Below are 11,767 nucleotides of genomic sequence, written 5' to 3' on the forward strand. Positions count from 1 at the left end.
TCGAGGACGCGATATGGACTGGCCGACCTGGCGTGACGGCGTGTTCTCGCTGCGCACCTTCTGCGCCGCGATCCTCGCCGCCTGGATCTCGCTGCGCATCAACGTATCCTCGCCCGGCACGGCGATGCTGACCGTCTACATCGTGTCGCAGCCGCTGACCGGGATGATGCTGTCGAAGAGCGTCTACCGCGTGCTCGGCACCAGCGCCGGGGTCGTGGCCAGCATGACCTTCATCGGCCTGTTCGCGCAGGAGCGCGAGCTGTTCGTGCTGGCCAGCGCGCTGTGGTTCGGGTGCTGCATCTACGTCTCGGTGCTGCTGCGCGACGCGCCTGGCGCCTATGCGCCGCTGCTGGCCGGCTACACCGCCGCGATCATCGGCTTCCCGGCGATCACCCAGCCGGAGGCGGTGTTCGACATCGCCACCAACCGCTGCGTCGAGATCCTGACGGGGATCGGCTGCGCCGGCGTGCTCAGCGCCATCATCCTGCCGCGCCCGGTCGGGCCGGTGCTGCTGGGCCGGATTGAAGCGCTGCTGGCGGCCACGGCGGCCTGGGCGGTCGGCATCCTGCGCACCGAGGGCACCGATGAGGCGCCCCAGGCCGACCGCGCCCGGCTGATCGGCGACGCGGTGGCGCTGGAGACGCTGCGCGCCCACGCCGTGTTCGACACCCGTGCGATCCGCCAGGCCAACGACGTGATCCGCCAGCTGCAGGGGCGGCTGTTCACCTTCCTCGCCGTGCTGGTGTCGATGCAGGAGCGCGGGCGGCTGCTGCGCTTCCGCGACCCGGCGCGGTGGCAGGCGATCCGCCCGGCCTTCGAGGCGGTGGCGCGGATCATGGACCGGTCGCTGGGCCCGGACCAGCCGGATGACGACGACAGCATCGGCGCCGCCCGGCGCCTGATCGACACGATGCAGCCGACGCTGGAAGAGCTGCGGCAGAGCCAGACCGCCATGGTCGTGCGCATCCTGCTGGACCGGCTGCAGGACCTGCTGACGCTGCGCACCGAGTGCCGGCAGCTGCGCGACCATGTCGCCGCCGGCACCCGGCCGCGCACCATGCGGTCGGCGCCGTCGATCAGCCGGCACCGCGACCAGGCAGCGGCCATCATGGCCGGGGTCACCGCCTTCGCCGCGCTGGTGGTCGCCTGCAGCTTCTGGATCCTCACCGCCTGGCCGAATGGCGCCGCGGCCGCCACCATCCTGGTCGTGGTCTTCGGCTTCTTCTCCGGCGCGGACGAGCCGGCGCTGCCGGCCATGGGATTCCTGCGCATGGCGTTGGTCGCCTCCGTCATCTACCTGCTCTATTTCACGCTGGTGCTGCCCCGGGTCGACGGCTTCCCGATGCTGGCCCTGGTGCTGGGCGCGGTGCTGGTGCCGGCCGGCATCCTGATGCCGGCGCCGCGGATCGGGCCCTCGGGTCTGCTGCTCTGCATCAACTTCCTGACCCTGCTGGGGCTGTCCGACCGGGCCTCGCTCGACTTCGCCGGCGCCATCAACAACAGCCTCGCCACCCTGGCCGGCATCGCCCTGGCGGTGCTGCTGTTCCGGCTGATCCGGCCGCTCGGCGTGCGCTGGATGGCGCAGCGCTTCGTCACCGGCATCATGGCCGACCTGTCGCGCATGGCCTCCGGCAGCGGCCTGTCGCAGGCCGAGTTCGAGAGCCGGATGTTCGACCGCATCAACGGCCTGTTCTCGCGGCTCGACCATGCTTCGCCCGGCGACCGGCCGATCCTGCATGGCAGCCTGGCCAGCCTTCGCGTCGGCCACAACATCATCATCCTGCGCCGTCTCCTGGGCCGGCTGCCGCCGCCGGGCGTGCGGGCGGTGGAGACGGCGCTGGCCGCGCTGGAGCGCCATTTCGGCCTGGCCTGGCGCCACCGCGGGTCCAGCGGCCCCGAGGCGATGGCCGCCCTGGCGCGGGCCGGCGAGGCGCTGCAGGGCCTCGACACCGACCGCAACACCGTCGCCGCCCTGGTCTCGGTCACCGCGATCTGGGTGACCCTGTCCTACCAGTCCGAATTCTTCGCCATGCCGCAGGCCGATGGCCCGGCCCTCATCCGCGACCTGATCGTGCCGACGCCATGAATCCCCTGATCAAGGAAATCGACCTCGCCGGCGTCTACCTGTCGCCGATGCTCGGCTACCTGGTGGTGGCGCTGCTCATCACCGGCGTGCTGCGCTTCGGGCTCGGGCGCGTCGGCGCCTATCGCTGGATCTGGCATCCGGCGCTGTTCGACCTGTCCCTGCTCCTGATCATCCTAACCACCCTCGTCGCGCTGACGATGTGAGGGGAAGAAGACCGCCATGAAATATGCAGCCCTTGCCCTCCGCGTCACCATCACCCTGGTCATGGCGGCCGGCGCCGTCGTCGCCGGCATCCTGCTGTGGCAGTACTACATCGACAGCCCCTGGACCCGGGACGCCCGGGTGGCGGCCGAGATCGTGCAGGTGGCACCCGACGTCTCCGGCATCATCGTCGACCTGCGCGTGGCCAACAACCAGGCGGTGAAGAAGGGCGACGTGCTGCTGGTGATCGACCCCGACCGCTACACCCTGGCGGTGCAGCGGGCCCAGGCCGCGCTGGACAGCCAGGCGGCGCAGGCCGAGCAGCTGGAGGCGGATGCCGCCCGCCGGGCCAAGCTGGGCCTCAACGCCATCTCGGTCGAGGCCCAGCAACAGGCGGAATCGCAGGCCAAGGCGGCCCGCGCGGCGGTGGAGCAGGACCAGGCGGCGCTGGACACGGCCAAACTGGACCTGGAGCGGACGACGATCCGGTCGCCGGTCAACGGCTTCATCTCCACATTGATCGTGCGGCAGGGCGCCTATGCCATGGCGGGCAAGCAGGTGATGGCGATCGTCGACGCCGACAGCTTCCATGTCCGGGGCTATTTCGAGGAGACCAAGATCCCGCGCATCCAGCCGAACGACAAGGTCGAGATCCGGCTGATGGGCGTGTCGACGCCGCTGCAGGGCCATGTCGCCAGCATCGACCGCGCCATCTCGGACCGCGAGGTGACGCTGAACTCCTTCTACCAGATCGTCGACGTCAACCCGACCTTCAGCTGGGTCCGCCTGGCGCAGCGCATCCCGGTCCGGATCGCCATCGACAAGGTGCCCGACGGCGTGCTGCTGGCCTCCGGCATGACCGCCACGGTCGAGGTGCTGCCGGCCGCGGAGGGGGCGAAGTAGGGGTGGGCGCCATCCCGCTGTTGTCATGCCCGGGCTTGACCCACGGCTGTCCGGTTGAGGAAAAATCGCAACTAGTGGGTGTTTGGTTTGGGATTGAATTCCATTTTACTGTCATCCTCGGGCTTGACCCGAGGATCCAGGGGCTTTCAAGAGCCGCTCTCGGTGGCCCTGGATTGCCGGGTCAAGCCCGGCAATGACAGTTGAGGGTAGGAGAGGCTTGGAAAGAGCTGTTCAACAGCTACTCCGCCGCCTGCTCCTCTTCGCCCAGGAAGCCGCCGGACTGGCGGCGCCACAGCGAGGCGTAGTGGCCGTTCGCCTTCAACAGCTCCTCATGGCTGCCGATCTCGACGATGCGGCCGCGCTCCAGGATCACCAGCCGGTCCATCCGGGCGATGGTCGACAGGCGGTGGGCGATGGCGATCACCGTCTTGCCCTGCATCAGGTCCTCGAGCTGTTCCTGGATCGCCGCTTCGACCTCGGAATCGAGCGCCGAGGTGGCCTCGTCCAGGATCAGGATCGGCGCGTTCTTCAAGACCACCCGGGCGATCGCCACGCGCTGGCGCTGGCCGCCGGACAGCTTCACCCCGCGCTCGCCGACATGGGCCTCGTAGCCGCGCCGGCCGCGCCAGTCCTCGACATCCAGGATGAAGTCGTGGGCATGGGCCTGCTTGGCCGCGGCGATCACCTCAGCCTCCGTCGCGGTCGGCCGGCCGTAGTTCAGGTTCTCGAAGATCGACCGGTGCAGCAGCGAGGTGTCCTGGGTGACCACCGAGATCTGCTCGCGCAGGCTTTCCTGCGTCACCCCGGCGATGTCCTGGCCGTCGATCAGGATGCGGCCGCGCTCCAGGTCGAAGAAGCGCAGCAGCAGGTTGACCAGCGTCGACTTGCCGGCGCCGGAGCGCCCGACCAGGCCGATCTTCTCGCCCGGGCGGATGTCGAGGTTCAGGTTCTCGATCACGCCGCCCGGGCGGCCGTAGTTGAAGCTGACATTGTCGAAGCGGATGCCGCCCGCGGTCACCTTCAGCCGCTTGGCGTCCGGCTTGTCGACCAGGCGCAGCGGGTTGGCGATCGAGATCATGCCCTCCTGCACCACGCCGATATTCTCGAAGATCGTGGTCACCTGCTGCGCCACCCAGCCCGCCATGTTGACGATCTGCCAGGTCAGCGGCAGCACCATGGCGACGGCGCCCAGCGCCACCACCCCCTCCCGCCACAGCAGGATGGCGATGGCCGCGGTCGATACCACCAGCGTCGCGTTGGTGGTCGACAGGCACAGGTTGAACAGGGTGATCAGCCGCAGCTGGCTGCGGAAGATCGTGGTGTGGCCGTCCACCGCCTCGCGGACGTAGTCGTCCTCCTCCTTCGCCCGGGCGAACAGCTTCACCGTCAGGATGTTGGTGTAGCTGTCGACGATCCGGCCGGTCAGCAGCGACCGCGCCTCCGACATCTCCAGCGAGCGCTGCTTCAGCCGCGGCACGAAATAGGTCAGGAGCAGGATGTAGATCGCGAACCAGGCCATGGTCGGCAGCGCCAGCCACAGATCGGCGCTGGCCAGCAGCACCAGCGCGCTGGTGCCGTAGACGGTCAGGTACCAGACCGCGACGATCGACGTCACCGTGCTGTCGCGCAAGGCCACGCCGGTCTGCATCACCCGGTTGGCGATGCGGCCGGCGAAGTCGTTCTGGAAGAAGGTCCAGCTCTGCCGCACCACGTGCCAGTGGCTCTGCCACCGGACCAGGTTGGTGAAGCCCGAGGCGATGATCTGGTTGGTGATCAGCGCCTGCAGGAACAGGGCGCCTGGCCGGCAGATCAGCAGCACCGCCGCCATACCGGCCAGCAGGTGCCAATGGTCGGCGAAGAGGGCTTCGGGCGAGACGGTGCCGAGCAGGGTGACGACCCGGCCGATGAACACCGGGATCAGCGCGTCGAGCAGCGCGACGGTCAGCCCGGCGCCGAGCAGGGCGAGATAGTACCAGCGGACCTGCCGCAGGAAGAACCAGTAGAACCGCAGCAGATTGCCCGGCGGCTGCCCAGGCATGCCCGTGGCGGTCGGCAGCACGCGGGCTTCGAAAAAGCGGAACATCGGGAGGGCTTCCGGCGGGCGTTCTTATTTGGCGGCAGGCATGCAGCCTGCGCCGATAATGCAGCGACGAAAAGACCGGACAATTGGACGCAGGAATTCGTTCAGCGCGGGGCTCGCGACACATCGCTGCGCCAGGGTCGGGAGACGGATCTCTCCGCATTCTGGCGCATCAGGAATGCAATCTGGCGTTTCAAGTGAAGCGTAAGTCCTCTGAATTACATTTTATTTGTCAGACATTATTCAATAACGACGCTGTGTGAGTATTTATTGTGCTAAATTTTCCTCTACCTTCGTTTGAATTGCTGAATTCTTGCCATGGCCGCGGACGGAGAGCAACTTAAAGTGTGATGCCGGTCCATCCGGATGCCAATTCGACCGGACCCCTTGCGGGTCCCGGAGGCGCCGGGCAGCGAAGACCGGTGGGAGGATGTGGCGATGAAACATTGGCAAACCACCGTATCGCGACTCGCGCTGATCACGGGATCGTTGCTGTCGATGGCGGCAGCCTGCGGTTCTTCCAACGAACACCCGCTCGCCGTCTGGGGCGTTGTCCCCGGCCGTGTCGACGTGGAGAGCCGATACGAGGAGAAGTGGACCGGTGGCCACAAGGACGACGTCGTGGCCTACCGGATGCGCGACCCGGAGCTCGGCGGCTTCTATCCGGCGGAGCGGACACTGGTGAACGGCAAGGAGAGCTACGTCTTCACCGATGCGGGCAACCAGATGCGCGAGCAGGAGCGCCTGGCGCAGTTGAAGCGGCGCCAGGGTTCCACCATCACCGCCACGGCGTCTGGCGGCGGTGGGGGTGGCGGCGGGGGCGGCGGGGGAGGCGGGGGAGGTGGCGGCGGGCAAGGCGACGGGTGAGGCCGCGGACCGCCGGGGCGGGATGGGGCCATGCTGATCTGCATCCCCGATGTGCTTGACCGGGCGCAGGCCCAGGCGGTGCGGGCGATCCTGCAGCGCGGCGATTTCGGCGATGGCGGCGGCACCGCGGGCCGGCGCGGCCGCCGGGTCAAGCACAACCTGCAGCTGCCCCGCTTCGACCCGGTGTCGCGGGAGGCGGGGGAGATCGTCTCGGCTGGGCTCAAAGCCAGCGACGCGTTCCGGCGAGGGGTGCTGCCGAAGACGCTGCAGGTGCCGCTGTTCAGCCGCTACGAGACCGGCATGGGCTACGGCGCCCATGTCGACGGCGCGATCTCGAACGGGCCGGAGCCGATCCGCAACGACGTCGCGGTCACCCTGTTCCTGTCCGATCCGGCCGGCTATGAGGGCGGCGAGCTGGTGGTCCAGACCGAGTTTGGCGACCAGGAAGTCAAGCTGCCGGCCGGGTCGGCCGTGGCCTATCCGGCGGCGAGCCTGCATCGCGTCGCGCCGGTAACCGCGGGCGCCCGGCTGGTCGCGGTGCTCTGGGTCCAGAGCTATATCCGGGATCCGGCCAAGCGGGAGATGCTGTACGACCTCGACCGCGCCTGCCAGCGGCTCGAGGCGTTGGATCCCGAGGGCGAGGCGACCGACCTTGCCTACAAGACCTACTTCAACCTGGTCCGGCGCTGGGCCGAGCTCTGAGCCGGCAACTGCCGTTCCGTGGCGTCAGTGCGCGCGGTCACTGGCGGGCTGGCGCCAGCCTCTAGAATCGTCGCCATGGATGCAGGGGCGCGGCCGGATCGTCCGGCCGCGGCATCCGAGGGGTAAGACATGAAGTACATCATCGTGCCGGTCCTGGTGGCGCTGGCCGGCTGGACCACCCGACCGGCTTTGGCCGACGACATCCACAACGCGCTCGGCCAAGTCGAATCGGCCCACAGCAGTGGCGATTGCGGTCGCGCCAAGAAAGCGGCCGACCTTGCGGCGACGCTGCTCGGCCAGCAGGCCTATGCCGCAGCCGTCGACCTGTCGAAGCTGAAATAGACATGGGCGAGGGGCTCCGGCCCCTCGCTCCTGACCTCAGGCGGCGTCCCTTGCCATCATGGCGACCACCGCATCGATCGGTGTCGGGCCACGGCGGTGCCCGGCGGCCGGATCGGTCGCGAAGTCGACATGGCCGCTGTTGAGGGCGCGGTTCAGCTCGACGAAGCCGTCGACCGCGCCGGGCGAGAGGCCGGCCTGCGACAGCGCCGCGGGCCAGTCCGTCTCGGGCACGGCGACGGCCTGCACCGGCCGGCCGAGCGCCCGGGCGAAGGCGGCGGCGACGTCGTTCGGAGCATAGGCGGCTGGCCCCTCCAGCCCGATCGTCCGGATCCCGCCCCAGTCCTCGCGCAAGGCCTCGGCGGCGGCGCGGCCGATATCGGCGGTCGCCACCATCGGGATCGTCCGGTCGAGCGGCGCCAGGAAGCTGGGCAGCACGCCCTGCGCGGCGGCGACGCCGGCCATCTCGGCCCAGTTCTCCATGAAATAGGCGGCGCGCAGGAAGGTCGCCGGCACGCCGGTCGCGGCCAGGCGCTGCTCCAGCGCGCGGTTGACCAGGATCAGCCCGGTGCCCTCCGGCCGGTCGGCGCCGACCGAGGACAGCGCCACCAGCTTCGGCAGCCGGGCGGCGGTCACGGCCTCGGCGATTGCGGCGGCCATCGCCTGTCCGCGGGCGATGGGGACCGGCTCGGTGTAGTAGGGCGGAACCAGCAGATAGGCGCCCGTCGCGCCGGACAGGGCGTCGCTCAGGGCCGGGATGTCGGTCAGGTCGGCGACCGCCACCTTCGCGCCCTGCCGGGCCCAGATCTCTCCCTTCGCCGCGTCGCGGACGACCACGCGCACGCGTTCGCCCGCCTCGATCAGGGCCCGGGCGGCGGCTGCGCCCGTCCGCCCGGTCACGCCGGTGACGACATACATCGGTCTCTCTCCTGGCTGGATACGGCCCCACACGGGGCCGGTGCCCAAGAGATGCAGCCGGTATCGCCATATCTCAAATGCATGGATATGATGATCTTCATGCGCGAAGTGGATCTGCGATCCGTCGACCTGAACCTGCTGAAGCTGTTGGACGCGCTGCTGCGCGACCGCAGCGTCACCCGCGCCGGGCAGCGGCTCGGCCTCAGCCAGCCGGCGGCCAGCCGCGCCCTGGGCCGGCTGCGGCGGCTGCTGGCCGACCGGCTGGTGGTGCGGACGCCGCAGGGGCTGGAGCCGACGCCGCGGGCCGCCGCCCTGGCCGAGCCGGTGACGCGGCTGCTGGAGGGGGCCCGGGCGATCGTCGCGCCGGCGGCGTTCGACCCGGCCACCGCGCACGGCCGGATCGTCATCGGCAGCGTCGACTACACGACCCTGCTGGTGATGCCGGCGCTGGCATCGCGGCTGTCGCGGCTGGCACCCGGGCTGGATGTGGAGGTGCCGCCCCTGGTCGGCGGCCATGTCGAGCTGATCGCCCGCGATGCCGCCGATCTCGCGCTCGGCGTCTATGACGATCTGCCCGCCGGGTTCTTCCGCCGGAGGCTCTATGACGAGGATCTGGTCTGCGTGGTGCGGCAGGGCCATCCGGTGGCCGGGCAGGGCCTGACGCTGGAGCGCTTCGTGGCCCTATCGCACGTGACCATCGTCGTCACCGGCCGCGGCGAGGCGCCGGTCGACATCGCCCTCGCCCGGCTCGGGCTGACCCGCCGGGTGGCGATGCGGCTGCCGCATTTCCTGGTGGCGCCGATGCTGGTGGCCCGCAGCGACATGATCCTGTCGCTGCCGCGCCGCCTGGCCCGGCAGGCCGCGGCTATGGTGCCGCTGACGGTGCTGGAGCTGCCGCTGGACCTCGATCCCCTGTCGATGTCGATGATCTGGCACGAGCGGCGGCAGGACGACCCGGCCCACGCCTGGCTGCGGCGGCAAGTGGTCGAGGCGGTGCGGGAGGTCGCGGGACCGGATGACAGGCTTTGCCGCGACGCGGATGCTGCCAGCGGCCTGACCGCTCAGAAATCGGAGCAGCGGCCGTTGACGTCCCAGTCGCCGTAGCGAGTCGGCTCCAGCCCCTTGGGGCCGCCGATCTCGCCCGGCTTCTGCGGCACGATCTCGACCGGCGCGCCGGTGCGCGGGTCGATGCGCTCGGCCAGCTCCTGGGGCGATAAGGGCTTGGGAGTTTCGATCTCGCTCATGTCCTGGATATGGCGAGGCGGGGCCGCGGAGTCCAGGCTTGATCGGAAGCAGGCCGGGGCCATTTCATCCCGGGACGAGACGGACGGAGGAATCGATGTCGGGCTATATCCGCACGGCGATGCTGCTGGCGGCCCTCACCGCGCTGTTCATGGCGGCGGGCTGGCTGCTGGGCGGGCGGGGCGGAATGATGATCGCGCTGCTGGTGGCGGTGGGCATGAACCTGTTCGCCTACTGGAACGCGGACAAGATGGTGCTGCGCATGCACAATGCGCGCGAGGTCGACGCCCGCACCGCGCCCGATTTCTATAACCTCGTCGCCCGGCTGGCCGAGCAGGCGCAGCTGCCGATGCCGCGGGTCTACATCATCGACACCGACCAGCCGAACGCCTTCGCCACCGGCCGCAACCCCCAGAACGCCGCGGTTGCCGCCACCACCGGCCTGTTGCGCCGGCTGTCGGCGGAGGAGGTGGCGGGGGTGATGGCGCATGAGCTGGCGCATGTCCGCAACCGCGACACGCTGATCATGACGATCACCGCGACCATCGCCGGCGCGCTGTCGATGCTGGCCAATTTCGGCCTGTTCTTCGGCGGCGGCGACAACCGCAACAACCCGCTCGGCTTCATCGGCGTGATCCTGACCGTGGTGCTGGCGCCGCTGGCCGCCATGCTGGTGCAGATGGCGATCAGCCGCTCGCGCGAATACGAGGCCGACCGGGTCGGGGCCGAGATCTGCGGCCGGCCGCTGTGGCTGGCCGCGGCGCTGGAAAAGATCGAGGCGTTCTCGAAGCGGATCGACTACGGTGCGGCAGAGCGGAATCCCGCCACCGCCCACATGTTCATCATCAATCCGTTGCACGCCCATGCGGTCGACAGCCTGTTCTCGACACACCCCAAGACTGCCAACCGCGTCGCCGCGCTGCAGCGGATGGCGGGCGTCGCCCAGGGCCAGGGCCGCGGGCCGTGGGGGTGAGGGATTCTCTCCAAGCCTCCTTTCCTTCCCATTCTTTCAACGTCATTCCCGCGAAAGCGGGAATCTCTTTCCGGTCCATCTACGACGAGATCCCCGCTTTCGCGGGGATGACGGATCAGGGGATGGGTTGTCGGACCCTCTGAGGGAAATCCACCCATGACCGCCGGAGCCGCCTCCGTCCCGCGAGCGAACTCGTGGGGCGCGATCTTCGGGTGGTGTCTCTACGACTGGGCGATGAGCGCCTTCAACACGGTCATCGGCACCTTCGTCTTCTCGGTCTATTTCACCAAGGGCATCGTCGGCGACGCCGATCACGGCGCGGCGCTATGGGGCGTCGCCGTCGGCTCCGGCGGCATCGTGGTGGCGCTGCTGAGCCCGGTGTTGGGCGCGGTCGGGGATTATGGCGGGCGGCGCAAGGCCTGGCTGGCTGGCTGCGTCGCCGTGGCCGCGGTGCCGACGGCGCTGCTCTGGTTCATGGCGCCGGACCCGTCCTGGATCATCCCGGCGATGCTGCTGGTCGGCCTCGCCTCCATCGCCTTCGAGGTGTCCTACGTCTTCTACAACGTGCTGCTGATCGACGTGGCGCCGCCGGGCATGCTCGGCCGCGTCTCCGGCTGGGGCTGGGGGCTCGGCTATTTCGGCGGGCTGGTGTGCCTGGTGATCGCGCTGTTCGGGCTGATCGGCTTCGGCGGGGCCGCGCCGCTGCTGCCGCTGCCGGCGGTGGAGTCCGCCGGCCCGCGCGCCACCGGGCCGCTGGTGGCGCTGTGGTGGGTGGTGTTCGCCCTGCCGCTGCTGCTGCTGGTCCGCGAGCGGCCGGGCGGCACCCCGATCGGGGCCGCGATCCGCCGCGGCTTGGCCGATCTATGGCGCACGCTCAAGTCGCTGCCGGGGCAGGGCAACCTGGTGCGTTTCCTGGTCGGCAGCGCGATCTACCGCGAAGGCTTCAACATGCTGTTCGCCTTCGGCGGCATCTACGCCGCGGGCGCGCTGGGGCTTGATTTCGGCCAGCTGGTGCTGTTCGCGATCGGGCTCAATGTCACCTCCGGCATCGGCGCGATCCTGTTCGCCTGGGTCGACGACGCGATCGGGTCGAAGCCGACGATCCTGATCTCGATCGTCGGGCTCGTCTTTCTCGGCGTGCCGATCATCCTGGTCACCGATCCCTACTGGTTCATCGGCCTGGCCCTGGCGCTGGGCCTGTTCCTCGGGCCGGCCCAGGCGGCCAGCCGCACCCTGATGGGCCGGATGGCACCGCCAGGCGGCGAGGGCGAGGCCTACGGCCTGTACGGCCTGACCGGCCGCGCCACAGGTTTCCTCGGCCCCTGGCTGTTCGCCGGCGCCACCGCCCTCTTCGCCACCCAGCGCGCCGGCATGGCCACGGTCATCGCCCTGTTCGCGCTCGGCGGGCTGATCGTGGCGACGGTGCGGGAGCCGGCGCGCGGCTGATACATAGAAT

Annotated in this window: 12 protein-coding genes; 9 read left to right on the forward strand and 3 right to left on the reverse strand. The window is 69.6% G+C overall.

What is annotated here, in order from left to right:
- Positions 1-13 precede the first annotated feature (13 nt).
- The 3 genes from AB4Z01_RS00380 to AB4Z01_RS00390 are packed head-to-tail and all read left to right on the forward strand — an operon-like array spanning position 14 to position 3,190.
- Complete coding sequence (locus AB4Z01_RS00380; protein ID WP_441689412.1) at positions 14-2,086, forward strand: FUSC family protein; 2,073 nt, start codon at positions 14-16, stop codon at positions 2,084-2,086.
- On the forward strand, positions 2,083-2,289 hold the full coding sequence (locus tag AB4Z01_RS00385) for a DUF1656 domain-containing protein (RefSeq protein ID WP_441689414.1): 207 nt from the start codon (positions 2,083-2,085) through the stop codon (positions 2,287-2,289). Before AB4Z01_RS00380 ends, AB4Z01_RS00385 begins: the two co-directional genes overlap by 4 nt.
- Positions 2,290-2,305: 16 nt before the next feature.
- Positions 2,306-3,190: an efflux RND transporter periplasmic adaptor subunit gene (locus tag AB4Z01_RS00390; RefSeq protein ID WP_441689415.1), complete on the forward strand. Its 885-nt coding sequence runs from the start codon at positions 2,306-2,308 to the stop codon at positions 3,188-3,190.
- A 238-nt stretch (positions 3,191-3,428) separates the two neighbouring features.
- On the opposite strand, the gene AB4Z01_RS00395 is transcribed toward AB4Z01_RS00390, so the two are convergent.
- The gene (locus AB4Z01_RS00395) at positions 3,429-5,273 is read right to left on the reverse strand and encodes an ABC transporter ATP-binding protein (protein WP_441689416.1); all 1,845 of its coding nucleotides are present in this window, start codon (positions 5,271-5,273) and stop codon (positions 3,429-3,431) included.
- Positions 5,274-5,708: 435 nt separating this feature from the next.
- Between AB4Z01_RS00395 and AB4Z01_RS00400 the strand changes: the two genes are divergently transcribed.
- The 3 genes from AB4Z01_RS00400 (at position 5,709) to AB4Z01_RS00410 (ending at position 7,181) form a co-directional block, all read left to right on the forward strand.
- On the forward strand, positions 5,709-6,137 hold the full coding sequence (locus AB4Z01_RS00400) for a hypothetical protein (RefSeq protein ID WP_441689417.1): 429 nt from the start codon (positions 5,709-5,711) through the stop codon (positions 6,135-6,137).
- 30 nt (positions 6,138-6,167) lie between these two features.
- A complete protein-coding gene (locus tag AB4Z01_RS00405; protein WP_441689419.1) occupies positions 6,168-6,839 on the forward strand; it encodes a Fe2+-dependent dioxygenase in 672 nt (223 codons plus the stop codon).
- A gap of 129 nt (positions 6,840-6,968) precedes the next feature.
- Positions 6,969-7,181 (forward strand): hypothetical protein, encoded by a 213-nt coding sequence (locus AB4Z01_RS00410; RefSeq protein ID WP_441689420.1) that lies wholly within the window; start codon positions 6,969-6,971, stop codon positions 7,179-7,181.
- A gap of 36 nt (positions 7,182-7,217) precedes the next feature.
- On the opposite strand, the gene AB4Z01_RS00415 is transcribed toward AB4Z01_RS00410, so the two are convergent.
- Positions 7,218-8,096, reverse strand: coding sequence for an NmrA family NAD(P)-binding protein (locus tag AB4Z01_RS00415; protein WP_441689422.1), 879 nt, complete (start codon positions 8,094-8,096; stop codon positions 7,218-7,220).
- Positions 8,097-8,195: 99 nt separating this feature from the next.
- On the opposite strand from AB4Z01_RS00415, the gene AB4Z01_RS00420 reads away from it, so the two are divergent.
- On the forward strand, positions 8,196-9,200 hold the full coding sequence (locus AB4Z01_RS00420; protein WP_441689424.1) for a LysR substrate-binding domain-containing protein: 1,005 nt from the start codon (positions 8,196-8,198) through the stop codon (positions 9,198-9,200).
- Here the strand turns inward: AB4Z01_RS00420 and AB4Z01_RS00425 are convergent.
- Positions 9,158-9,340: a DUF1674 domain-containing protein gene (locus AB4Z01_RS00425; protein ID WP_441689425.1), complete on the reverse strand. Its 183-nt coding sequence runs from the start codon at positions 9,338-9,340 to the stop codon at positions 9,158-9,160. The two genes, AB4Z01_RS00420 and AB4Z01_RS00425, sit on opposite strands and share 43 nt — an antisense overlap.
- Before the next feature lie 95 nt (positions 9,341-9,435).
- Here AB4Z01_RS00425 and htpX point away from each other — a divergent pair, with 95 nt between their 5' ends.
- Together htpX and AB4Z01_RS00435 are read left to right on the forward strand one after the other, a co-directional pair.
- A complete protein-coding gene (htpX, locus tag AB4Z01_RS00430; RefSeq protein ID WP_441689427.1) occupies positions 9,436-10,311 on the forward strand; it encodes a zinc metalloprotease HtpX in 876 nt (291 codons plus the stop codon).
- A 156-nt stretch (positions 10,312-10,467) separates the two neighbouring features.
- Positions 10,468-11,757 (forward strand): MFS transporter, encoded by a 1,290-nt coding sequence (locus tag AB4Z01_RS00435; protein WP_441689428.1) that lies wholly within the window; start codon positions 10,468-10,470, stop codon positions 11,755-11,757.
- The last annotated feature ends 10 nt before the right edge of the window (positions 11,758-11,767 follow it).

The organism is Inquilinus sp. YAF38 (genome assembly GCF_052113205.1).
Lineage (GTDB): Bacteria > Pseudomonadota > Alphaproteobacteria > DSM-16000 > Inquilinaceae > Inquilinus.

Excerpts from the sequence above, each read along its gene's own strand:
- AB4Z01_RS00380 (WP_441689412.1), top strand. The coding sequence starts at position 14 with ATGGACTGGCCGACCTGGCGTGACGGCGTGTTCTCGCTGCGCACCTTC.
- AB4Z01_RS00385 (WP_441689414.1), top strand. The coding sequence starts at position 2,083 with ATGAATCCCCTGATCAAGGAAATCGACCTCGCCGGCGTCTACCTGTCG.
- AB4Z01_RS00390 (WP_441689415.1), top strand. The coding sequence starts at position 2,306 with ATGAAATATGCAGCCCTTGCCCTCCGCGTCACCATCACCCTGGTCATG.
- AB4Z01_RS00395 (WP_441689416.1), bottom strand. The coding sequence starts at position 5,273 with ATGTTCCGCTTTTTCGAAGCCCGCGTGCTGCCGACCGCCACGGGCATG.
- AB4Z01_RS00400 (WP_441689417.1), top strand. The coding sequence starts at position 5,709 with ATGAAACATTGGCAAACCACCGTATCGCGACTCGCGCTGATCACGGGA.
- AB4Z01_RS00405 (WP_441689419.1), top strand. The coding sequence starts at position 6,168 with ATGCTGATCTGCATCCCCGATGTGCTTGACCGGGCGCAGGCCCAGGCG.
- AB4Z01_RS00410 (WP_441689420.1), top strand. The coding sequence starts at position 6,969 with ATGAAGTACATCATCGTGCCGGTCCTGGTGGCGCTGGCCGGCTGGACC.
- AB4Z01_RS00415 (WP_441689422.1), bottom strand. The coding sequence starts at position 8,096 with ATGTATGTCGTCACCGGCGTGACCGGGCGGACGGGCGCAGCCGCCGCC.
- AB4Z01_RS00420 (WP_441689424.1), top strand. The coding sequence starts at position 8,196 with ATGCGCGAAGTGGATCTGCGATCCGTCGACCTGAACCTGCTGAAGCTG.
- AB4Z01_RS00425 (WP_441689425.1), bottom strand. The coding sequence starts at position 9,340 with ATGAGCGAGATCGAAACTCCCAAGCCCTTATCGCCCCAGGAGCTGGCC.
- htpX (WP_441689427.1), top strand. The coding sequence starts at position 9,436 with ATGTCGGGCTATATCCGCACGGCGATGCTGCTGGCGGCCCTCACCGCG.
- AB4Z01_RS00435 (WP_441689428.1), top strand. The coding sequence starts at position 10,468 with ATGACCGCCGGAGCCGCCTCCGTCCCGCGAGCGAACTCGTGGGGCGCG.